This window comes from Modestobacter sp. VKM Ac-2982 (genome assembly GCF_026967935.1).
Taxonomy (GTDB): Bacteria; Actinomycetota; Actinomycetes; order Mycobacteriales; family Geodermatophilaceae; genus Modestobacter.
Map to the genome: position 1 here is coordinate 644,324 of NZ_JAPVBL010000002.1, position 21,541 is coordinate 665,864.

Below are 21,541 nucleotides of genomic sequence, written 5' to 3' on the forward strand. Positions count from 1 at the left end.
CGATCGACGACCGAGGACTGCCCGTGCCTGTCTCCCCGCACGTCCGCCCCGACGCCACGTCCGCGCTCACCACGCTGCTCACGCAGCGGATCCTGGTGCTCGACGGGGCGATGGGCACGGCCATCCAGCGGGACCGGCCGGACGAGGCGGGGTATCGGGGCGAGCGGTTCGCCGACTGGCCCAGCGACGTCCAGGGCAACAACGACCTGCTCAGCATCACCGCGCCGGAGCTCATCAGCGGCATCCACCGGGAGTACCTCGAAGCCGGCGCCGACCTGATCGAGACCAACACCTTCAACGCGACCCGGATCTCGCTGCTCGACTACGGGATGTCCGACCTCGCCTACGAGCTGAACGTCGCCTCCGCCCAGCTCGCCCGGGCCGCCTGCGACGCGATGACCGAGCAGACCCCGGACCGGCCGCGCTACGTCGTCGGCGCGCTGGGCCCGACCAGCCGGACGGCGTCCATCTCACCCGACGTCAACGACCCCGGCGCCCGCAACGTCAGCTACGACGAGCTGGTCGAGGCCTACCTGGAGCAGGCCAACGGGCTGGTCGACGGCGGGTCGGACGTGCTGCTGATCGAGACGATCTTCGACACCCTGAACGCCAAGGCGGCGGTCTACGCGCTGGAGACGCTGTTCGAGGAGCGCGGGCGCCGCTGGCCGGTGATGATCTCCGGCACGATCACCGACGCCTCCGGGCGCACCCTCTCCGGGCAGGTCACCGAGGCCTTCTGGCACTCCATCCGGCACGTCAGGCCGCTGCTCGTGGGGCTGAACTGCGCGCTGGGCGCCGCGGAGATGCGGCCCTACATCGCCGAGATCTCCCGGATCGCGGACACCTTCGTCTCCTGCTATCCCAACGCCGGGCTGCCCAACGCCTTCGGCGAGTACGACGAGTCGCCGGAGGAGACCGCGGCGGTCGTCGGCGAGTTCGCCGAGAGCGGCTTCGTCAACGTCGTCGGCGGCTGCTGCGGCACCACGCCCGCGCACATCGCCGCCATCGCCGGCGCGGTCGCCGGCCGGCCGCCGCGGACGCCGGTCCAGGTCGCCCCGGCGCTCCGGCTGTCCGGGCTGGAACCGCTGACGGTCACCGGGGACAGCCTGTTCGTCAACGTCGGCGAGCGGACCAACATCACCGGCTCGGCCCGCTTCCGCAACCTCATCAAGGCCGGCGACTACCCGGCCGCGCTCGCCGTCGCCCGCCAGCAGGTGGAGGCCGGTGCCCAGGTCATCGACGTCAACATGGACGAGGGCATGATCGACGGGGTCGCGGCGATGGACCGCTTCCTGAAGCTGGTCGCCACCGAGCCGGACATCTGCCGGGTGCCCACGATGATCGACTCCTCGAAGTGGGAGGTCATCGAGGCCGGGCTCAAGTGCGTCCAGGGCAAGGCGATCGTCAACTCCATCTCGCTGAAGAACGGCGAGGAGGAGTTCGTCACTCAGGCCCGGCTGTGCCGCAAGTACGGGGCCGCGGTCGTGGTGATGGCCTTCGACGAGGACGGCCAGGCCGACAGCCTGCAGCGCCGCCAGGAGATCTGCCGGCGCGCCTACGACGTCCTCACGGGTGAGGTGGGCTTCCCGGCCGAGGACATCATCTTCGACCCCAACGTCTTCGCCGTGGCCACCGGCATCGAGGAGCACGCGACCTACGGGGTCGACTTCATCGAGGCCACCCGGTGGATCAAGCAGAACCTGCCCGGCGCGCTGGTCTCCGGTGGCGTCTCGAACGTCTCGTTCTCCTTCCGCGGCAACAACCCGGTGCGCGAGGCGATCCACGCCGTCTTCCTGTTCCACGCCATCGCCGCCGGCATGGACATGGGGATCGTCAACGCCGGCGCCCTGGAGGTCTACGACGAGGTGCCGGCGCTGCTGCGCGAGCGGATCGAGGACGTCGTCCTCAACCGCCGCCCGGACTCGACCGAGCGGCTGCTGGAGATCGCGGCCGACTTCGCCGGCGACGGGGTGGCCAAGGAGGTCGCCACCGAGGAGTGGCGGTCCCTGCCGGTGGGGGAGCGGATCACCCACGCCCTGGTGAAGGGGATGGACGAGTTCGTCGAGGACGACACCGAGGAGCTGCGCGCGGAGATCAGCGCCCGCGGCGGCCGGCCCATCGAGGTGATCGAGGGGCCGCTGATGGCCGGCATGAACGTCGTCGGCGACCTGTTCGGGCAGGGGAAGATGTTCCTGCCGCAGGTGGTGAAGTCCGCGCGGGTGATGAAGAAGGCCGTCGCCTACCTGATCCCGTTCATCGAGGCGGAGAAGCAGCCCGGCGACGTCGAGCGCAGCAACGGCAAGGTCGTGATGGCCACCGTGAAGGGCGACGTCCACGACATCGGGAAGAACATCGTCGGCGTCGTCCTGCAGTGCAACAACTACGACGTCGTCGACCTGGGCGTGATGGTGCCGGGCCAGCGGATCCTGGACGCCGCCAAGGCCGAGGGCGCCGACGTCATCGGGCTCTCCGGGCTGATCACCCCCTCGCTGGACGAGATGGTGAACCTGGCCACCGAGATGGAGCGGCAGGGGTTCACCATCCCGCTGCTGATCGGCGGGGCCACCACCTCCCGCGCGCACACCGCGGTGAAGGTGGCGCAGAAGTACTCCGGCCCGGTGATCTGGGTGAAGGACGCCTCCCGGTCGGTGCCGGTGGTCGCCGCTCTGCTGTCGGACGAGCAGCGCCCGGCCCTGCTCGCCCAGACCGACGCCGACTACGCCGCGCTGCGGGAACGGCACGCCGCCCGGACCGACACCCGGAAGCTGCTCCCGCTGGCCACCGCCCGCGCGGCGGCGACCCCGATCGACTGGAGCGCCCACCACCCGCCGCGGCCCCGGATGCTGCTGCAGCAGACCAAGGACGTCTGCGCCGGGCCGAGCTGCGACCACCGGCACGGGGTGGCCACCCAGTTCGTGCGGAGCTTCGCCGACTACCCGCTCGCCGAGCTGCGCGAGTACATCGACTGGCAGCCGTTCTTCAACGCCTGGGAGATGCGCGGCCGGTTCCCCGACATCCTGCACAACCCGACCACCGGCGAGGCGGCCCGGCGGCTGTACGAGGACGCCCAGTCGATGCTCGACCAGATCGTCGCCGAGCGCTGGCTGCGCGCCAGCGGCGTGTTCGGGCTGTTCCCGGCCAGCCAGGTGGGCGGCGACTCCATCGAGGTCTACACCGACGAGTCGCGCACCGCCGTCCGGGCGACGCTGCACCAGTTGCGGCAGCAGACCGAGGGCCGGGACGGGTCGCCGCGCAAGTCGCTGGCCGACTTCGTCGCGCCCAGGGCGACCGGGCTCCGCGACCACGTGGGCGCGTTCGCCGTCACCGCCGGGCTGGGGTCGGCGGAGAAGGTGACCGAGTTCAAGAAGGCGAACGACGACTACAGCGCGATCCTGCTGGAGTCGCTGGCCGACCGGCTGGCTGAGGCGTTCGCCGAGCGGCTGCACGAGCGGGTGCGCACCGAGTTCTGGGCCTACGCCCCCGACGAGCACATGGACGCCGACGGGCTGATCGCGGAGAAGTACGCCGGCATCCGCCCCGCCCCGGGCTACCCGGCCTGCCCCGAGCACACCGAGAAGCAGACGATCTGGGAGCTCCTCGACGTCGAGGCGGCCACCGGCATCCAGCTCACCGAGAGCATGGCGATGTGGCCGGGGGCGGCGGTCAGCGGCCTGTACTTCGCCCATCCGGAGTCGCGGTACTTCGTGCTGGGCCGGATCGGCCGGGACCAGGTCGAGGACTACGCCCGGCGCAAGGGCTGGACCGTGGCCGAGGCGGAGCGGTGGCTCTCACCCAACCTCGGCTACCGCACCGAGGACGAATAAAGGACCCTGGGCCCCCTCACCCTTCGCAGGCTCAGGGCGAGCCTCTGGACCAGGGCCGACGGTGGAGCTCCGCGCAGGTTCACGGGGTCACTCGACGACGAGGACGTCGGTGTGCGTCGCCGAGTGGGCGCTGCTGAACCGGTACTGACCCGGCTGGTCGGGTGCGGGGAAGGTCAGCAGCGTCCCGGCGGCGACGTCGACGTCGAACGAGCCGTCGTCCGCGGTGATCGTCACCGGCTGACCGCTGGCGTTGTGCACGGTCACCCGCGCCCCGGCGGCGACCGGGCCGGCCACGTGGAAGCGGTCCTCGTCGACCAGCACGCCGACCGAGAGCTCGCCGTGGTCGTGCCCGGCCATCGGGTCCGCGGCCGCCGCGGGACCCGCCGGGGCGGCCGTGGCTGATCCGACCTCGGCTGCGACCGGGGGCGGTGAGGCCGCCAGGGCCACCGCCAGGGCGACCGTCGCCAGCAGCACGGCCGTCTCCACGACGGCCAGCCGCCGGAAGGCGCCCGGCTGCCCCGCCCGCAGCTGCGGCAGGGTCCTGCGCCGGTGCTGCCAGCCCAGCAGGCCCACAACGGTCAGCCCGAGCGTCTTGCCGAGCAGCAGCACGCCGTAGCCGGTGCCCAAGGCGGCGACCACGGCCTCGGCGCCGCCCAGGACGACCCCCGCCGCCAGCACCCCGGACACCGCGGTGGCCCCGAAGCACCACAGCGCGACCCCGCTGTACCGCCCGGCGGCCGCCGGTGCGGCCTGGCCGTACCGCAGGAGCGCGCCCAGCCCGCCGACCCACAGGCTGGCCGCGATGACGTGCACGGCGAGGGTGGTCACCGCGACCAGGTGGTCCTCGGCGGCGGAGGAGTGCCCGCTGAGCACCACCGGGACGACCAGTGCGGCCAGCGCACCGGCCAGCAGCAGCCGCGCACCCCCGCGGCCGGTGCCGGCGCGGGCCGCCACCGCGAGCGCTGCGGTGAGCGCAGCGACGAGCAGCACGGCACGACCGGCGCCGGTGTCGAGGAGGAACACCCGGACCGAGTACCCGTCCAGCGCGGTCGGGGCCACGCCCACCAGCCGGCTCACGGTGAGCAGGCCGCCGAGCAGGGTCGCCACCGACCAGGCCAGCGCCCATGCCGACGCCGACGCCACGGCGCGCCTGGCCTGCGGGGCCGGCTGCCCGGCGCCCGCCGGCAGCAGGACGGCGGCGAACAACAAGGTGCCCACCGTGCCGATCGCCGCGATCCGGCCCGCCAGCGTGACCACCGGCGCTCCCCACTCCACCAGCAGGCCTGCCTCGCGCAGCCCGGAGGCCGCGGGAGCCGCCGAGCCGCTGCCCACGGCGATCGCCCAGCCCAGGACCGCGAGCAGACCGACAACCGCGGCTGCGGCCGCCGGCACCTGCCACCCGGGCCGCTCCGGCGCGCGCTGTTCCTGGTCCGGGCGGATCACGGTGCTGGTCACCGCCGGCTGCGCAGCCGGCCGAGGACCAACGCAGCCGCCGCGCCGAGCGCCAGGACGCCACCGACCAGCCAGCCGACCGGGAGCGCGGGGTCGGCCGCCGCGGCCGCAACCGACAGGGGCGCCGCGTCCGGGGCCGGCGTGCTCCCCGCCGCGACGGTGAAGTCCCAGGAGCCGGTCAGCGGGTGTCCGTCGGAGGAGGTGCTGCGCCACTGCACGGTGTAGCTGCCCGCGGGGAGCCCCGCCGACAGCGGCTGGACGACGGTCGTGTCCTGGATCGCGGCGGCGCCGGTCGACACCACGGCGCCGTCCGGGCCGAGCACCAGCACCTCGGTGCCCAGCGGCAGCGGCGTCCCGCTGAAGTCCAGCTCCACCGAAGACGGGGCCGTGGGCACCGCGGCACCGGCTGACGGGCTGCTGCGCACGAGCGCGTCGTGCGCCCGGGCCGGAGGCGCCCCGATGCCCAGGAGCAGCACGGCGAGCAACCCCACCAGCAGCACCGGCCCGGGGCGCGGACCGGCGATCGGGAGGGCGCGCAGAACAGTCATGCCCGTTCTTCGTCCGCGACCGCTGTTCCGGTTGGTCCGGCCCCGGCCGGACGGCACCCGCTGATCGTCGTCCCCGCCCGTACGAGGCCGGACTCCCACCCGGTGCACAGCCCGGGATCAGGAATTACTGAGGGGGCAGTGAACCGATCCGGCACCACCTGCCGAATGCAGGGTGGTCAGCGCGGCAGCGGGGTGATCCCCGCTGGGGGATCCGCCGGCTGTCCGGGGTCGCCAGACCTGTTCCGCGGCGGGGGCAACGATGCGCCCGCCGACCGACCGGACGAGCGGTGTCAGCCGCCGTCCGCTGCTCCCACCTCACGGTGGGAGCGGCACTCCGATCACGAGGAGCACACCTTGCGCAAGGCACACGCACTCCCGGCCATCGCCATCGCCGCCGCAGCGTTCCCGCTGCTCACCATGAGCACCGCGTTCGCCCACGAGGGGGCCACCAGCTACCAGGCCGACCTCGGTGCGGTGAACCAGTCCGGCGTCAGCGGCACCGGCATGGTCACGCTGGACGGCAACACCGCCACGGTGATGGTCGAGGCGTCCGGGCTGCTCGCCGGCTCGCCGCACGCCCAGCACTTCCACATCGGCGCTCTGGGCGAGTGCCCGACCAACGACCTCGCGGACGACGCGGACGGCGACGGCTTCGTGAGCGTCACCGAGGCCGCCAAGTACTACGGCGCCATCGGCTCCTCGCTGACCACCACCGGCGACACCAGCCCGGACAGCGGCCTGGCCATCGACCGCTTCCCGACCGCGGACGACGGCACGATCAGCTACGAGCGGACCTTCGAGGTCACCGACGACGTCCACGCGGCGTTCGAGGCGGGCACGGCCGTCCTGGTCGTGCACGGCATCGACAAGGACGGCTCGGGTGCCTACGACGGTGACGTCATGAGCGACCTCGACCCGTCGCTGCCGATGGAGGCCACCGCCCCCGCCGCCTGTGGCGCGCTCGAGGTGGCGCAGATGGGTGCCACGCCGGCCGGTGGCGCCGAGACCGGTGCCGGCAGCACCTCCGGTACCGAGAACACCGCCGTGATCGGCGTCGGCGTCCTGGCCGCGGCCGGTGCCGCGGGTGCCGGTGCGATCGCCTACCGCCGTCGTCAGGCCGAGCAGGCCTGATCCGGCTCCGGGTCGCGCGGGGAGGGCTGACCTCCCCGCGCGACCCGGCCCCCTCCCACACTCTTGGAAGGACCCCCTGTGAGCGAGCAGAGCAGCCGTCGGCCCGGCCCTCGGGCGTGGACGGCGCTGGCCGTCGCGCTCGTCGTGGTGGCCGTCGTCGCCGTCGTGGTGGCGGTGACCGGACAGCAGCAGGCCCCGCAGCCGGCGGCCGCTCCCAGCCAGGGGGAGAGCTCGACGGCCACGGCGGCACCCACCCCGTCGACGCCCGGTGCTGCGCCTGCACCTGCTGAGCCGGCGGTCCCGGCCTCGGGCGAGCAGGTGGCTCAGCCGGTGTCGGTCAGCATCCCGAGCATCGAGGTGAGCAGCGACCTGCTGCGCCTGGGTCTCAACGACGACGGCACCGTCGAGGTCCCGCCGCTGGGCCCGGACGACCAGGCCGGCTGGTACGAGCGTGGCCCGGCTCCCGGCGCCACCGGCCCGGCGGTCCTCCTCGGGCACGTCGACTCGGCCGAGCACGGGCCCGGAGTCTTCTTCGACCTCGGTGCGCTGCAGCCCGGCGACGAGGTCGAGGTGGCCCGCGTCGACGGCACGGTCGCCGTGTTCGCCGTCGACCGGGTGGAGCGCCACCCCAAGGACGACTTCCCGACCATCGCCGCCTACGGGAACACCCCCGACGCGCAGCTGCGGCTGATCACCTGCGGTGGCGACTTCGACTCCTCGGCCCGCAGCTACGAGGACAACGTCATCGCCTTCGCGACCCTGGTCCGCACCGAGCCGGCCTGATCGGCCCCGACGGCCTCCCTAGACTCGAGGGGTGTCGGTGACCTCGGTGGGCAACCCGTCGGACTCGATGCAGTCGCTGCAGGCGGTGCTGTTCGACATGGACGGCACGCTGGTGGAGACCGAGGAGCTGTGGGGCGAGGCGATGGCCGCCCTCGCCGGCCAGCTGGGCGGTGTGTTCTCCGCCGCGGCGCGGGAGCAGACCGTCGGCACCTCGATGCGGGTCGCCATGGGCGTGCTCTACGCCGACCTGGGCATCGAGCGCAGCGAGGAGCAGCGCCGCGTCGACGCCGGCTGGGTCGAGGAGCAGACCGCCGTGCTGATGACCAGCCGCGGGATGCCGTGGCGGCCCGGCGCCCGGGACCTGCTCGTCGCGGTACGGGACGCCGGCCTGGCCACTGCACTGGTCACGACGACGCCCCGCCGGATCGCCACCCTGGTGATCGACCAGATCGCCGGGGACCTGGGGGGCTCGCCGTTCGACCTGACCGTCTGCGGCGACGAGGTGCCCGCCCGCAAGCCCGACCCCGCGCCCTACTTGCAGGCGATGCGGTCGCTGGGCGTGGACCCGGCGGGTTCGGTCGTCATCGAGGACTCCCAGGTCGGGGTCACCGCCGGGCTGGCCTCCGGGGCCACGGTGCTCGGCGTGCCGTCGTTGCAGTCACTGGAACCACTGCCGGGACTGACCCTGCGGTCGTCCCTCGTCGACCTCACCGTGGCCGAGCTGCGTCGGCTGGTCGAGCAGCGCGAACTGGCGCCTACGACGGCCTGACCTGGTGCGACGCCGCCGTTACAGCGACTGCATCGAGCTGCAGCGGGACGCTCGGTCAGTCGCCGGCGAGCGGCAGGGCGGTGCGCCAGCCCGCTGCGGCCGCGGCGTCGGCCGGGAAGGGCGGGGGAGTGCCACCGAAGGCCGGGCAGAGCGCCTGGTGGTCGCACCAGCTGCACAGCCGGCTCTTGTTCGCCCGGAAGTCACCGGTCGCGACCGCCCGCTCGATCGCGGCCCAGATCGCCTGCAGGGTGCGCTCGAAACGCAGCAGCTCCGCCTCGTCGGGGGCGTAGGTGAGCGCGTCGCCGTCCTTCAGGTACAGCAGCTTGAGCTGGGCGGCGACGACGCCCCGGGTGCGCCAGAGGACCAGCGCGTAGAACTTCATCTGGAACAGCGCCTTGGCCTCGAAGGCCTCCCGCGGCATCCCGCCGGTCTTGTAGTCGACGACCCGCAGTGCACCGGTGGGGGCGACGTCGAGCCGGTCGACGTAGCCGCGCAGCAGCAGCCCGTCGGGCAAGGTGACCTCGACCAGCTCCTCGCGGCCGTGCGGCTGGATGCGGGTCGGGTCCTCGAGCCGGAAGTAGGTCTCCACCAGCTCACCGGCCGAGGCGAGCCACGCCTCCAGGCTCTGCTTCTCCGCCGGCTGCCCCTCCGCTGCGGCCTCGAACAGCTCGGCGACGCCCGGCTCCTCCCGCAGCTCGTCCCAGGCCGGCGCCACCAGCGTCTGGGCGGCTGCGACGGTGCGCTCGGCGGCGGGCAGGTCGTAGAGCTTCTCGAGCACCGTGTGCACCAAGGTGCCCCGGACCGCGGCCCGGGACTTCTTCTCCGGCAGCCGGTCGATGGTGCGGAAGCGGTACAGCAACGGGCAGGACTTGAAGTCCGCGGCCCGGGAGGGCGAGAGGGACGGCCGCCGGGGGGCGGAGTCCGCGGCCGTCGTCCGTGCTGGTGCGGCACCCGGGGTGGCCTCGGCGGACTCGTCCGTCGCGCGGGCTGCCTTCTCGGCCGTCAGTGACATGGCCCCGAGGTTAGGTCGTGCCCCCGACAGTTCCGAGTGCGCGCGCCGAGGGCGCCCGCCGCCGTCCGTACCCTCGTCCCACGTGGACGTACAGCAGCAGCAACCCGCCGACGAGACCCCGACCGCGACCGAGGTGCTCGCCGACGTGCCGCTCGAGCCGGTGGTGGTCGAGGGCGAGCCGGCCCCGACCGAGGCGCCCGAGCCGGTGGACGGCGCCTTCCGGGTCGGGGACCGGGTGCAGCTGACCGACCCCAAGGGCCGGCACCACACCGTCGTCCTCGAGCCGGGCAAGGAGTTCCACACCCACCGCGGTGCCATCAGCCACGACGAGCTGATCGGTGCGCCCGAGGGGTCCGTCGTCCACTCCTCGGCGAACACCGGGTACCTGGCGCTGCGCCCGCTGCTGGCCGACTTCGTCCTCTCCATGCCGCGCGGCGCCCAGGTGATCTACCCCAAGGACGCCGCCCAGATCGTCGGCTTCGGCGACGTCGGCCCCGGGATGCGCGTGCTGGAGGCCGGCGCCGGCTCCGGCGCGCTGACCTGCTCGCTGCTGCGCGCCGTCGGGTCGACCGGCAGCCTCACCAGCTACGAGCGGCGCGAGGACTTCGCCGACGTCGCCCGCGGCAACGTGGGTGCGTTCTTCGGCGAGGTGCCCGAGAACTGGTCGCTTCGGCTGGGCGACCTGGCCGACCACCCGGCCGCGGAGGTCGTGGACCGCGTCGTCCTGGACATGCTCGAGCCGTGGGCCGTGCTGCCCACCGTCGCCGCCGCCCTGCGCCCCGGCGGCGTGCTGATCGGCTACGTGGCCACGACCACCCAGCTGTCGACCTACGTGGAGGCGCTGCGCGCCCAGGGCGTGTGGACCGAGCCCCACGCCTGGGAGACCATGCTGCGGCCCTGGCACGCCGAGGGCCTGGCGGTCCGCCCGGAGCACCGGATGGTCGCCCACACCGCCTTCCTGGTCACCGCCCGCCGGCTGGCCGAGGGGGCCGTCGCGCCGATGCGGCAGCGGCGCAAGAAGCTCGCCTGACGCCTCGGCCGACGCGGCCGACACGTGTCGGGGGGATGACGTCCGGGCGCACCGCGCGCACCCGTTCCGAGCGTGCGGCGCCGTCAGCTCCCGCGTGTATAGATTGGCGTCCTGGCTCCCCCCGATGTGTGTGGAGGTGCGCGATGGGCCCCGGTACTGGCACTGGCCCCGACGAGTTCCGAGCGCGGCGTGAGCGTGACGTCGCCTCCCTGGTCAAGCAGATCTCCTACCTCGAGGAGGAGATCAGCCTCCTTCGACGGAAGGTCACCGACAGCCCGCGCCAGGTGCGCGCGCTGGAGGAACGGCTCGCCGAGGCGGAGGGCCGCGCGGCCTTCCTGTCCGAGCGCAACGACAAGCTGGCCGGCACGCTGCGCGACGCGCGCGAGCAGCTGGTCACGCTCAAGGAGGAGGTCGAGCGGCTGGGGCAGCCCCCGTCCGGCTACGGCGTATTCCTGGAGCGGTTCGAGGACGGCACCGTCGACGTGTTCACCAGCGGCCGCAAGCTGCGGGTGTCGGTGTCACCGGCCGTCGAGGTCACCGAGCTGCAGCACGGCCAGGAGGTCATGCTCAACGAGGCGATGAACGTCGTCGCCGCCCGCGGGTTCGAGCGCGCCGGTGACGTGGTGATGCTCAAGGAGCTGCTGGAGCCCGTGCCCGGGTTCCCGCGCCGCGCCCTGGTCATCGGGCACACCGACGAGGAGCGGGTGGTCCACCTCGCCGACTCGCTGGAGGGGCAGCCGCTGCGCAGCGGTGACTCCCTGCTGCTGGAGTCCCGCTCGGGCTACGTCTACGAGCGGATCCCGAAGAGCGAGGTCGAGGAGCTCATCCTCGAAGAGGTCCCCGACATCGACTACTCCGACATCGGTGGGCTCTCCCGGCAGATCGAGCAGATCCGGGACGCCGTCGAGCTGCCGTTCCTGCACGCCGACCTGTTCCGCGAGTACGAGCTGCGGCCGCCGAAGGGCATCCTGCTGTACGGCCCGCCCGGCTGCGGGAAGACGCTGATCGCCAAGGCGGTGGCCAACTCGCTGGCCAAGAAGGTCGCCGAGCTCAACGGCGACTCCGACCGGAGCCAGGGGAAGTCGTTCTTCCTCAACATCAAGGGCCCCGAGCTGCTGAACAAGTACGTGGGGGAGACCGAGCGGCACATCCGGCTGGTGTTCCAGCGGGCCCGGGAGAAGGCCAGCGAGGGCACGCCGGTCATCGTCTTCTTCGACGAGATGGACTCGATCTTCCGCACCCGCGGGTCCGGCGTCTCCTCCGACGTGGAGAGCACGATCGTGCCCCAGCTGCTCAGCGAGATCGACGGCGTGGAAGGGCTGGAGAACGTCATCGTCATCGGCGCCTCCAACCGCGAGGACATGATCGACCCGGCGATCCTCCGCCCGGGGCGCCTGGACGTGAAGATCAAGATCGAGCGGCCGGACGCCGAGGCCGCGCGGGACATCTTCACCAAGTACCTGACGACGACGCTGCCCATCCACGCCGACGACCTGGCCGAGCACGGCGGCAGCCGCGAGGCGACCATCGCCGGGATGATCCAGAGCACCGTCGAGCGGATGTACACCGAGACCGAGGAGAACCGCTTCCTGGAGGTCACCTACGCCAACGGTGACAAGGAGGTCCTGTACTTCAAGGACTTCAACTCCGGGGCGATGCTGCAGAACATCGTCGACCGGGCGAAGAAGATGGCGATCAAGGACCGCCTGGAGACCGGCGTCGGCGGCCTGCGGGTCGGGCACCTGATGAACGCCTGCGTCGACGAGTTCAAGGAGAACGAGGACCTGCCCAACACGACCAACCCCGACGACTGGGCGCGGATCTCGGGCAAGAAGGGCGAGCGGATCGTCTACATCCGCACGCTCATCAGCGGCAAGGGCGCCGACAGCGGCCGCGCGATCGACACCGCGACCAACACCGGCCAGTACCTGTAGCCACACCTGGCTCCGACCGGCCCCTGCTGCGCTGCGGTACGGGCCGGTCGGCGTCCAGGCGCCGCCCACCGGCTGTTCCGCTCGGCCACCTAACCTGACGGCATGAGCGTGCGACGGGTGATGGGCACGGAGCTCGAGTACGGCATCTCGGTGCCGGGGCAGCCAGGGGCGAACCCGACGACGCTGTCGAGCCAGGTGGTGAACGCCTGGGCCGTCGCCGAGGCGCCGACGCCGCGCCGGCCGCGCTGGGACTTCGAGGAGGAGTCGCCGCTGCGTGATGCCCGCGGCTTCGACCTGTCCCCGGCGCAGGCACTGGACCACAACGACCTGGACGACGACTCGGGGATGGCCAACGTCATCCTCACCAACGGGGCCCGGCTCTACGTCGACCACGCCCACCCGGAGTACTCCACGCCAGAGGTCACCAGCCCGCGCGACATCGTGCTGTGGGACAAGGCGGGGGAGCAGGTGATGGCCGAGGCGGCGCGCCGTGCCGCCCGCGTGCCGGGCACCCAGCCCATCCAGCTCTACAAGAACAACACCGACGGCAAGGGCGCGTCCTACGGGGCGCACGAGAACTACCTGATGAGCCGGTCGACGCCGTTCATCGACATCATCCGCGGACTGATCCCGTTCTTCGTGACCCGCCAGGTGTTCGCCGGCGCCGGCCGGGTGGGGATCGGCCCCGAGGGCCGCACCGACGGCTTCCAGCTGTCCCAGCGCGCCGACTTCTTCGAGGTCGAGGTGGGCCTGGAGACGACGCTCAAGCGGCCGATCATCAACACCCGGGACGAGCCGCACGCCAACCCCGAGGACTACCGCCGGCTGCACGTGATCATCGGCGACGCGAACCTCGCCGAGCTGTCGACCTACCTCAAGGTCGGGACGACGTCACTCGTCCTGGCCATGATCGAGGCGAAGGCGCTCAGCCAGGACCTCACCATCGAGGAGCCGGTCGAGGCCCTGCAGGCGATCAGCCACGACCCGTCGCTGACCCATCGGGTGCGGCTGCGCGACGGCCGCCGGCTGACCGCGATCGAGGTGCAGCGGGAGTACCTGTCCCAGGCACAGAAGTTCGTGGCAGACAACGGGGACGACGACGAGCAGACCGCCGACGTGCTCGCCCGGTGGGCCGAGGTGCTCGACGAGCTGGCCGTCGACCCGATGCGGCTGGCCGACCGGCTGGACTGGCCGGCCAAGCTCCGGCTGCTGGAGGGGTACCGGCAGCGCGACGGTCTCAGCTGGGGCGACGCCCGGCTCAAGCTGGTCGACCTGCAGTACTCCGACGTCCGCCCGGACAAGGGGCTCTACCACCGGCTGGTGGCCCGCGGCTCGATGCAGCGGCTGCTCACCGACGCCGAAGTGACCGAGGCGATGACCCGCCCCCCGTCGGACACCCGGGCCTATTTCCGCGGCGAGTGCCTGCGCCGCTACCCGGGGCAGGTCGCCGCGGCATCGTGGGACTCGGTGGTCTTCGACGTCGGCCGGGAGAACCTGGTGCGCATCCCGACCATGGAGCCGCTGCGGGGCACCCGAGAGCACGTCGGTGCGCTGTTCGACTCCACCTCGACCGCCGCCGAGCTGGTCGACCGGATCACCGCCCGCTGACCACCCGCGCCACCGGCTCGCGTGTGCGGCGGACTGTCGCACCTCGCGGGTAGCTTCTGCCTCAGCACGACCCAGCAGCGAGCTCTGGAGGGTGAGATGGCCACGAGGGACACCGGCGGGCAGCAGAAGGCCACGCGCACGCGCGAGGAGACCGAGGAGGTCGAGGCGTCGGTCGACACCGAGGCCGCCGAGCGGCGCCAGGAGATGACCGACGACGTCGACTCGATTCTCGACGAGATCGACGGCGTCCTCGAGGAGAATGCCGAGGAGTTCGTGCGCTCCTATGTACAAAAAGGGGGGGAGTGAACAAGATCATCTTTTTATCTTTGTTCGATGGAGACGAAGTTCTGTCGCGATTGCGGCACCCATCGGCCAGTCGCTGAATTCACCCGGAACAAGCGCGCCCGGGACGGTCTGGCGTTCTACTGCCGAGAGCACCTGGCGGAGCGGTCAGCCCGAAGCCGGGAGGCACGGAGAACGGCCCCTCGGCGACACAGGTCACTGCCCAAGGGCCTCGTCGTGCCCGCCGGTCACAAGTGGTGTCCTGACTGTGGCGGGGTGCTGTCGCTGGAGGCGTTCCCGCGTTCGCGAGCGAACTCCAACGGACGCGGTAGCTACTGCCTGGCCTGCCACAACGAACGGGGCCGCAAGTCGCTTGCCGAGCGAGGCGGCAGTCGCACGTATCACCTGTCCCGGCGCTACGGCATCTCGGCTGAGGAGGCCGACCTGATGCTGGTCGACCAGAGCGGTCTCTGTGCGATCTGCGCCAAGGCTCCGGCGGCGCACGTCGACCACGACCACGACAGCGGCGCTGTCCGGTCCCTCCTGTGTTTCAACTGCAACGGCGGGCTGGGGCAGTTCAAGGACGACCCCGCGCTGCTCCGGGTGGCCGCCCGGTACGTCGAGTCGCATCGCGCCGGCCAGCTCGTCGGCCCGCCCCCGGGCCAGCAGTGGTGGCCGACCGACTGACCGCCCCGCCGGTAGGGTCGGCGGGGCGTCGGCCCGGCAGCTCCGCGGCCGCCCGGCGCAGCAGAGGCAGCAGCACGGACCGCCGTCGGACGACGGCAGGAGAGGCGGATGGGTGACCGAGACGTCAGCTGGTCGGAGCGGGTTCCCGCCCGCGTACCTGGACCGGGTGGGCTCCTCGTTCACCGACTTCCTGGGCACCACCGCCCCCGACCTGCTGCCCGGCCGGCGCACCGTCCCGACGATGTCCGTGGCTGACCTGGCGCCGCACGCCACCACGATCGTCGCCGCCACGTTCGACGGCGGTGTGCTGATGGGCGGCGACCGCCGGGCGACCATGGGCAACCTGATCTCCAGCCGGGACATCGAGAAGGTCTACGCCGCCGACTCCTGGTCGGTGATCGGCATCGCCGGCGCTGCGGGCATCGCGATCGAGATGGTCCGGCTCTACCAGGTCGAGCTCGAGCACTACGAGAAGATCGAGGGGATGACGATGTCCCTCGACGGCAAGGCCAACCGCCTCGCCGCGATGATCCGGGGCAACCTCGGCGCCGCCATGCAGGGCCTCGCCGTCGTCCCGCTGTTCGCCGGCTACGACCTCGACGCAGCCGAGGGGGTCAGCCCGGGCCGGATCTTCAGCTACGACGTCACCGGCGGGAACTACGAAGAGCGCGGCTATTCCTCGGTCGGCTCCGGCTCGCTGTTCGCCCGCAACTCGCTGAAGAAGACCTGGCGCCCCGGCCTCGCCGCCGACGCCGCCACCCGCACCCTCGTCGAGGCGCTCTACGACGCCGCCGACGACGACTCCGCCACCGGCGGGCCCGACACCGTGCGCCGGCTGTACCCGATCGTCTACCGGGTCGACGCCGAGGGCGCCGTCCGGCTCCCGGACGACGAGGTCGCCGCCATCGCCACCACCATCGTCGCCGAGCGCTCCGCCGCAGACGGGCAGGGCTGAGCCATGACCATGCCGTACTACGCCTCGGCCGAGCAGGTCATGCGCGACCGCTCGGAGTACGCCCGCAAGGGCATCTCCCGCGGTCGCAGCGTCGCCGTCCTCACCTACGCCGACGGCGTGCTCTTCATCGCCGAGAACCCCAGCGCCACGCTGCACAAGGTCAGCGAGCTCTACGACCGGATCGGCTTCGCCGCCGTCGGCCGCTACTCCGAGTTCGAGAGCCTGCGGGTGGCCGGCATCCGGCTCGCCGACGTCCGTGGCTACTCCTACAACCGGCGCGACGTCACCGGCCGGGTCATCGCCAACGCCTACGCCCAGACCCTGGGCGCGGTCTTCACCGAGCAGATGAAGCCCTTCGAGGTCGAGCTCTGCGTGGCCGAGGTGGGCGAGGACTCCGCCTCCGACCAGCTCTACCGGCTGACCTTCGACGGGTCGATCGTCGACGAGGCCTCCTTCGTCGTCATGGGCGGGCAGGCCGAGGCGGTCAGCAACCACTTGCGCGAGCACTTCACCGCCGGCATGAGCCTGGAGCAGGCCCTGCGGGTCGGTGTCCGCGCGCTGTCCGCGGTCAGCCCGGTCACTGCGGCCAACGGCGGCGCGCACGACCAGCTGCCCGCCGAGCAGCTCGAGGTGGCGGTCCTCGACCGGCGGCGTCCCAAGCGGGCGTTCCGCCGCGTCGTCGGTGCCGCGCTCACCAACCTGCTCTCCGACCAGCAGACGGCCACCGAGCCCACCGAGAGCCCGGCCGAGGCCGCCGCCACCCACGCGCCCAGCGCGCCGGCGCCGGGCACCCCCGCCGGCCTGGGCGACCCTGCGGCCGTCGACACCGCCGGCGGGACCGAGCAGGCCTCCGCCCAGCCCAGCACGCAGGACGGCGTGGGCGGCGGCACCGACGGCGAGACTCCGGACAGCGAGCAGTGAGCGGCGCGGCGCACTCGGGACACGAGCCGAGTGCGCCGCGGACGCCTACGCTCGGCGAGGTGGAACGACGGATCTTCGGCATCGAGACCGAGTACGGCGTCACGTGCACCTTCAAGGGGCAGCGCCGCCTGTCACCTGACGAGGTCGCCCGCTACCTGTTCCGCCGGGTGGTCTCGTGGGGCCGCAGCTCGAACGTCTTCCTGCGCAACGGCTCCCGGCTCTACCTCGACGTGGGCAGCCACCCCGAGTACGCCACCGCCGAGTGCGACGACGTCACCGAGCTCGTCGTCCACGACAAGGCGGGGGAGCGGATCCTCGAGGGGCTGCTGATCGACGCGGAGCAGCGCCTGAACGAAGAGGGCGTCACCGGCGACATCTACCTGTTCAAGAACAACACCGACTCGGCCGGCAACAGCTACGGCTGCCACGAGAACTACCTGGTCGGCCGGCACGGTGAGTTCAGCCGGATGGCCGACGTGCTGATCCCGTTCCTGGTCAGCCGGCAAATGGTGGTCGGCGCGGGCAAGGTGCTGCAGACCCCGCGTGGAGCGGTGTACTGCGTCAGCCAGCGGGCCGAGCACATCTGGGAGGGCGTCTCCAGCGCCACCACCCGGTCGCGGCCGATCATCAACACCCGCGACGAGCCGCACGCCGACGCCGAGAAGTACCGCCGGCTGCACGTCATCGTCGGCGACTCGAACATGAGCGAGACGACGACGCTGCTCAAGGTCACCATCACCGACCTGGTGCTGCGGATGATCGAGCAGGGCGTGGTGCTGCGGGACATGACCCTGGAGAACCCGATCCGGGCCATCCGGGAGATCAGCCACGACCTGACCGGCCGGCGCAAGGTCCGGCTCGCCAACGGCCGGGAGATGTCGGCCCTGGAGATCCAGCAGGAGTACCACGACCGGGCCGCCGAGTTCGTCGACCGCGAGGGCTACGGCCCGGTGCACCGGCAGATGCTCGAGCTGTGGGGGCGCACGCTCAAGGCCGTCGACAGCGGGGACCTCTCCTTGATCGACCGGGAGATCGACTGGGCCATCAAGCACCAGCTGCTCCAGCGGTACATGGCCAAGCGCGACCTGTCGCTGTCCAGCTCCCGGGTCGCCCAGATGGACCTCGCCTACCACGACATCCGCCGCAACCGCGGTCTGTACTACCTGCTGGAGAAGGCCGGCCAGGTCGAGCGGGTCGCCCACGACCCGGCGATCTTCGAGGCGAAGAACGTCCCCCCGCAGACCACTCGGGCGAAGCTGCGGGGTGAGTTCATCCGCCGCGCCCAGGACAAGCGCCGCGACTTCACCGTCGACTGGGTGCACCTCAAGCTCAACGACCAGGCGCAGCGCACCGTCCTGTGCAAGGACCCGTTCAAGTCCGTCGACGAGCGCGTGGAGAAGCTGATCGCCAGCATGTAGGCCGTTGGGCAGACTGCGCGGGTGACCGACCGCGCTGACGCCCTGCTGTCCGGGCCCCGCGGCCGTCGGCTGTGCGCCGAGCTGTTGGCAACCCCGGAGGGACGGTCCGTTCCGCTGTGGCGCTGGCAGTCCCGGGCGGCTCCGCTCGCCCATCCGGATGAGCGAGCCCGGGCGCGGGACGACGTGCGAGCCGCGCTGGCGACCACGGACCTGACCGCGGTCGGGTCGCCCGGGGAGCTGGTGCGCGCCCTCCAGGCCACGGTCGACACCGCGCGGTACTGGCAGGAGCCCGACGTCGTCGACGAGGTGCTCGCCGACGACGAGGTCGCCGCGCTGCTGCGTCCGGTGGCCGCCGCCGTCGTCGCGGCTCCGGCGTCCCGGTGGTGGGCCACGTCCCTCGACCCGGCGGACCAGCAGACGGTGGTCTGGGAGCCGGCGGACACCCTCCCGCGGCTGACCGGCTCCCGGCCGGCGCTGCACCGCTGGCGGGAGCACACCGAAGAGGACGAGCGCCGGGCCGCGCGCGAGCGCCCGACCGATCCCCGGGCCGCGTGGTCCGGCGAGTGGTGGTCGACACCGATCACGGCAGACCTGGTCGTCACCACCCGGACGCTGCCCGGTCTCACCACGCAGGCCGGGCAGGCGGCCGTCCGGTTGGTGCTGGCCGAGGACGAGCTGGGTTGGCAGACGGCCGCCACCTGGCCGGTGCCGGTGCCCGACTGGGCCCGCGTCCTGGAGATCACCGGACCGCAGGACTGGTCCGACCTGGTGCGGCGCCACCCCCTGTGGGTCACCGCGTCGCGGCGGCACGACTGGTGGCGGGTCACCGGTTCGGACGGCCCCTGGCTCGTCCCTGACTGGTCCGCCGTCGTCGCGGAGTTCGACGCGGTGCACCTGACGGTCGACGGCTACCTCAGCACCGCCGGCCGCGCCCTCCCAGTGGAGCTGCCGGGCGCACCGGCGTACACGGTGCTCAGCGGCTGGGACCCGGACGCCGCCTGGTGGGTCACCGACCTGTTCGACCTCGGCGAGCCGACGTACTGGCGGCGCCGGGACGACGACCCGCCACGCTGGGCACCTGCCTGAGCAATCCGGTCGACGGGCGCCCGACCGGTCCGCAGACTGCGCGCATGGGCACCGTCCTCGTCACCGGCGTCAGTCGCCGCAGCTCCATCGGCTTCGCGGTCGCCCGGCGGCTGCTGGACCGCGGGGACCGGGTCGTCGTCCAGTCGTGGGCACCGCACGACGCGGAGCAGCCCTGGGGCGGCGACGACCTGGCCGCCGTCCTGGCCGAGCTGGGGGACCCGCCGCACGTCGTCGCGGACCTGGCCGACCCGGCTGCCCCTGCCCAGCTGGTCGCGGCCGCCCGGGACGCCGTCGGCCCGCTGAGCACGCTGGTCGCCGCGCACGCCCGCAGCGCGAACGGCCGGCTCGCGGAGGTGACCGCCGCCGAGGTCGACCTCTGCTTCGCCGTCAACGCCCGCGGCAGCCTGCTGCTCACCCAGGCCTTCGCCGCCCAGTACGAGCCGGCCGCCGGCCCGGGGGCCGTCGTCCTGTTCACCTCCGGCCAGCACCGGGGACCGATGTCCCGTGAGCTGCCCTACGCGATCAGCAAGGGGGCGATCCAGCAGATGACGCTGTCCCTCGCCGACGAGCTCATCGACGCCGACGTCACCGTCAACTGCCTGAACCCCGGCCCGACGGACACCGGCTGGGCCGACCCGGCCGAGCAGGGGACCGTGACCCGGCTGATGCCCCGGGGACGCTGGAACCGCGCGGCGGAGGCGGCCGCCGTCGTCGCCTGGCTGACCGGCCCGGACGCCCGCTCGGTCACGGGCCAGACCATCGACGCCGAGGGCGGCTTCCGCCGCTGGCGTTGACCCGGTCACCGTCGGCGGTGACCGGGTGGGTCACTCTCGTCATGTGACCGTTATCCCCAACTCACGGCCGAAGTTGCCGGCCGACTGCCACTGCCAGCGCCGAGGACGGGGCCTCTCGACGTGAGTGCGCTCAGGCCGGAGGCGGCCCGAACAGCGTGAGCTGGGCGGCGAACCGCCCGGCCGCGGCCGCGGCCAGGAAGTAGGCGCGGTCCTCGGCCAGGCCGCGGCCCATCGTCGACAGCCGAACCGGTGAGGCGGCCAGGGCGTCCTCCAGGCCGACCGCGTCCACCCACTCCACCGGGTTCCGCTCCGGCTGCCCGGCCAGGTCCTCCTCGACCTGGGTGCCCAGGTCCGAGCCGAGGCCGCGGGGCGCGACGAGGGTGACCCCGCCCATGGCGACCCGGCCGAAGGCCGTCAGCGAGTGGTGCGAGACGCCGCGGTGCCGGGGGCGCGGGTCGGCGTCGGAGATGCGCAGCGCACCGACGGCCCGCCCGCCGAGCACGTGGACCGCGTTGCAGGCCTCGCCCGCGGCGACGCCGGAGAAGCCCCAGGGCGTCCCGGTGCCCAGGTTGCCCGGGCCCTGGGTGACGATCGTGACGTCGGCCCGCAGCACGTGCCGGGCGGCCAGCAGCCCGGTGTGCACGGTGACCGCCTCCACGTCGCCGCCGAACGCCTGCCCCACGGTGACCACCCCGGCCAGCGAGCCGGCCAGGGTGTCCAGGGTCCGGGAGAACGCTGCGGGGAGCGCGCCCCCGTCGGTCATCACGTAGGCCACCCGCAGCGCCGGGTCGGTGACGTGCACACCGGCCAGCACCGCGGGCAGAGCGGAGTGCAGGTCGGCGACGACCACCGGCATGCCGTCGAGGTCCTCGGCGCCGGCGATCGTCTCGTGGTGCGGGGTCTCCTGCTCGTCGACGCCCTGCACGGTCACCTGCAGCGGCGTGTACCGGCCCTTGACCAGGTGTCCGGGGCCGGTGGGGTCCGGCGGCAGCCGGTCGGGGACGGCGACGACGAGCGCGTACCCGCCGGTGCCCAGCCGCTGCGCCCAGGCGGTGGTGTTCAGCAGCACCTCGTCGCCCACCTGGGGCAGCCCGACGAGGGAGGGGTGCGCCAGCGCCCGCAGCGTGCCGTCCTCGGGCACCTCGACGGTCAGCTCCTGCGCGTCCCGCCACGACCGGCCGAGTTCGGTGACCCGGCCGCGGCGCCAGCGGATCCGGGAGCCAGGGGCGGGAGACGGTGCATCGGTCACCGGGGGAGGCTAACCAGCGAGGCCGCCGGCCGCTGTGCACTGAGGCCCCTGGCCGCTG

The 21,541-nt window shown here is 72.7% G+C and carries 18 protein-coding genes; 14 read left to right on the forward strand and 4 right to left on the reverse strand.

Going from position 1 to position 21,541, the window contains the following annotated elements:
- Positions 1-23 precede the first annotated feature (23 nt).
- Entirely contained in the window at positions 24-3,824 is a 3,801-nt protein-coding gene (metH, locus tag O2W20_RS09920) for a methionine synthase (protein WP_269172795.1), read from the forward strand.
- An 87-nt stretch (positions 3,825-3,911) separates the two neighbouring features.
- Here metH and O2W20_RS09925 read toward each other — a convergent pair whose 3' ends face one another.
- A complete protein-coding gene (locus O2W20_RS09925) occupies positions 3,912-5,279 on the reverse strand; it encodes a CopD family protein (RefSeq protein WP_269172794.1) in 1,368 nt (455 codons plus the stop codon).
- Positions 5,276-5,824, reverse strand: a complete 549-nt coding sequence (locus tag O2W20_RS09930) for a copper resistance CopC family protein (RefSeq protein WP_269172793.1) — start codon at positions 5,822-5,824, stop codon at positions 5,276-5,278. The genes O2W20_RS09925 and O2W20_RS09930 overlap by 4 nt, the downstream gene beginning before the upstream one ends.
- A 354-nt stretch (positions 5,825-6,178) precedes the next feature.
- On the opposite strand from O2W20_RS09930, the gene O2W20_RS09935 reads away from it, so the two are divergent.
- The 3 genes from O2W20_RS09935 to O2W20_RS09945 all read left to right on the forward strand — a co-directional run bounded on the left by O2W20_RS09935 (position 6,179) and on the right by O2W20_RS09945 (position 8,507).
- Positions 6,179-6,955 (forward strand): hypothetical protein, encoded by a 777-nt coding sequence (locus tag O2W20_RS09935; protein ID WP_269172792.1) that lies wholly within the window; start codon positions 6,179-6,181, stop codon positions 6,953-6,955.
- Positions 6,956-7,033: 78 nt separating this feature from the next.
- A complete protein-coding gene (locus O2W20_RS09940; RefSeq protein ID WP_269172791.1) occupies positions 7,034-7,738 on the forward strand; it encodes a class F sortase in 705 nt (234 codons plus the stop codon).
- Between the two features lie 31 nt (positions 7,739-7,769).
- Complete coding sequence (locus O2W20_RS09945) at positions 7,770-8,507, forward strand: HAD family hydrolase (protein ID WP_269172790.1); 738 nt, start codon at positions 7,770-7,772, stop codon at positions 8,505-8,507.
- A gap of 55 nt (positions 8,508-8,562) precedes the next feature.
- Here the strand turns inward: O2W20_RS09945 and O2W20_RS09950 are convergent, their stop codons facing one another.
- Entirely contained in the window at positions 8,563-9,519 is a 957-nt protein-coding gene (locus O2W20_RS09950) for a RecB family exonuclease (protein WP_269172789.1), read from the reverse strand.
- Between the two features lie 82 nt (positions 9,520-9,601).
- Here O2W20_RS09950 and O2W20_RS09955 point away from each other — a divergent pair, with 82 nt between their 5' ends.
- The 10 genes from O2W20_RS09955 (at position 9,602) to O2W20_RS10000 (ending at position 20,234) form a co-directional block, all read left to right on the forward strand.
- Complete coding sequence (locus O2W20_RS09955) at positions 9,602-10,549, forward strand: tRNA (adenine-N1)-methyltransferase (protein WP_269172788.1); 948 nt, start codon at positions 9,602-9,604, stop codon at positions 10,547-10,549.
- Positions 10,550-10,692: 143 nt separating this feature from the next.
- Positions 10,693-12,483 carry a proteasome ATPase gene (gene arc / locus O2W20_RS09960; protein WP_269172787.1) on the forward strand — a complete coding sequence of 597 codons (1,791 nt, stop codon included), beginning with the start codon at positions 10,693-10,695 and terminating at the stop codon, positions 12,481-12,483.
- 102 nt (positions 12,484-12,585) lie between these two features.
- Complete coding sequence (gene dop / locus O2W20_RS09965; protein WP_269172786.1) at positions 12,586-14,091, forward strand: depupylase/deamidase Dop; 1,506 nt, start codon at positions 12,586-12,588, stop codon at positions 14,089-14,091.
- 96 nt (positions 14,092-14,187) lie between these two features.
- Entirely contained in the window at positions 14,188-14,397 is a 210-nt protein-coding gene (locus O2W20_RS09970) for a ubiquitin-like protein Pup (RefSeq protein ID WP_269172785.1), read from the forward strand.
- Positions 14,398-14,649: 252 nt separating this feature from the next.
- Positions 14,650-15,060, forward strand: coding sequence for an endonuclease VII domain-containing protein (locus tag O2W20_RS09975; RefSeq protein ID WP_269172784.1), 411 nt, complete (start codon positions 14,650-14,652; stop codon positions 15,058-15,060).
- A 112-nt stretch (positions 15,061-15,172) separates the two neighbouring features.
- Positions 15,173-16,015: a proteasome subunit beta gene (gene prcB / locus O2W20_RS09980; RefSeq protein ID WP_269172783.1), complete on the forward strand. Its 843-nt coding sequence runs from the start codon at positions 15,173-15,175 to the stop codon at positions 16,013-16,015.
- Positions 16,016-16,018: 3 nt separating this feature from the next.
- On the forward strand, positions 16,019-16,936 hold the full coding sequence (gene prcA, locus O2W20_RS09985; RefSeq protein ID WP_269172782.1) for a proteasome subunit alpha: 918 nt from the start codon (positions 16,019-16,021) through the stop codon (positions 16,934-16,936).
- A 59-nt stretch (positions 16,937-16,995) separates the two neighbouring features.
- A complete protein-coding gene (gene pafA / locus O2W20_RS09990; protein ID WP_269172781.1) occupies positions 16,996-18,354 on the forward strand; it encodes a Pup--protein ligase in 1,359 nt (452 codons plus the stop codon).
- Positions 18,355-18,375: 21 nt separating this feature from the next.
- On the forward strand, positions 18,376-19,440 hold the full coding sequence (locus O2W20_RS09995; protein ID WP_269172780.1) for a hypothetical protein: 1,065 nt from the start codon (positions 18,376-18,378) through the stop codon (positions 19,438-19,440).
- A 44-nt stretch (positions 19,441-19,484) separates the two neighbouring features.
- Positions 19,485-20,234: an SDR family oxidoreductase gene (locus O2W20_RS10000; protein WP_269172779.1), complete on the forward strand. Its 750-nt coding sequence runs from the start codon at positions 19,485-19,487 to the stop codon at positions 20,232-20,234.
- A 130-nt stretch (positions 20,235-20,364) separates the two neighbouring features.
- Here the strand turns inward: O2W20_RS10000 and O2W20_RS10005 are convergent, their stop codons facing one another.
- Entirely contained in the window at positions 20,365-21,483 is a 1,119-nt protein-coding gene (locus O2W20_RS10005) for a DUF3866 family protein (RefSeq protein ID WP_269172778.1), read from the reverse strand.
- Between the last annotated feature and the right edge of the window lie 58 nt (positions 21,484-21,541).

Bases quoted from the DNA above. Each gene is read 5' to 3' on its own strand.
- O2W20_RS09970 (WP_269172785.1), top strand. From the start codon at position 14,188: ATGGCCACGAGGGACACCGGCGGGCAGCAGAAGGCCACGCGCACGCGC.
- O2W20_RS10000 (WP_269172779.1), top strand. From the start codon at position 19,485: ATGGGCACCGTCCTCGTCACCGGCGTCAGTCGCCGCAGCTCCATCGGC.
- prcA (WP_269172782.1), top strand. From the start codon at position 16,019: ATGACCATGCCGTACTACGCCTCGGCCGAGCAGGTCATGCGCGACCGC.
- dop (WP_269172786.1), top strand. From the start codon at position 12,586: ATGAGCGTGCGACGGGTGATGGGCACGGAGCTCGAGTACGGCATCTCG.
- O2W20_RS09950 (WP_269172789.1), bottom strand. From the start codon at position 9,519: ATGTCACTGACGGCCGAGAAGGCAGCCCGCGCGACGGACGAGTCCGCC.
- arc (WP_269172787.1), top strand. From the start codon at position 10,693: ATGGGCCCCGGTACTGGCACTGGCCCCGACGAGTTCCGAGCGCGGCGT.
- O2W20_RS09930 (WP_269172793.1), bottom strand. From the start codon at position 5,824: ATGACTGTTCTGCGCGCCCTCCCGATCGCCGGTCCGCGCCCCGGGCCG.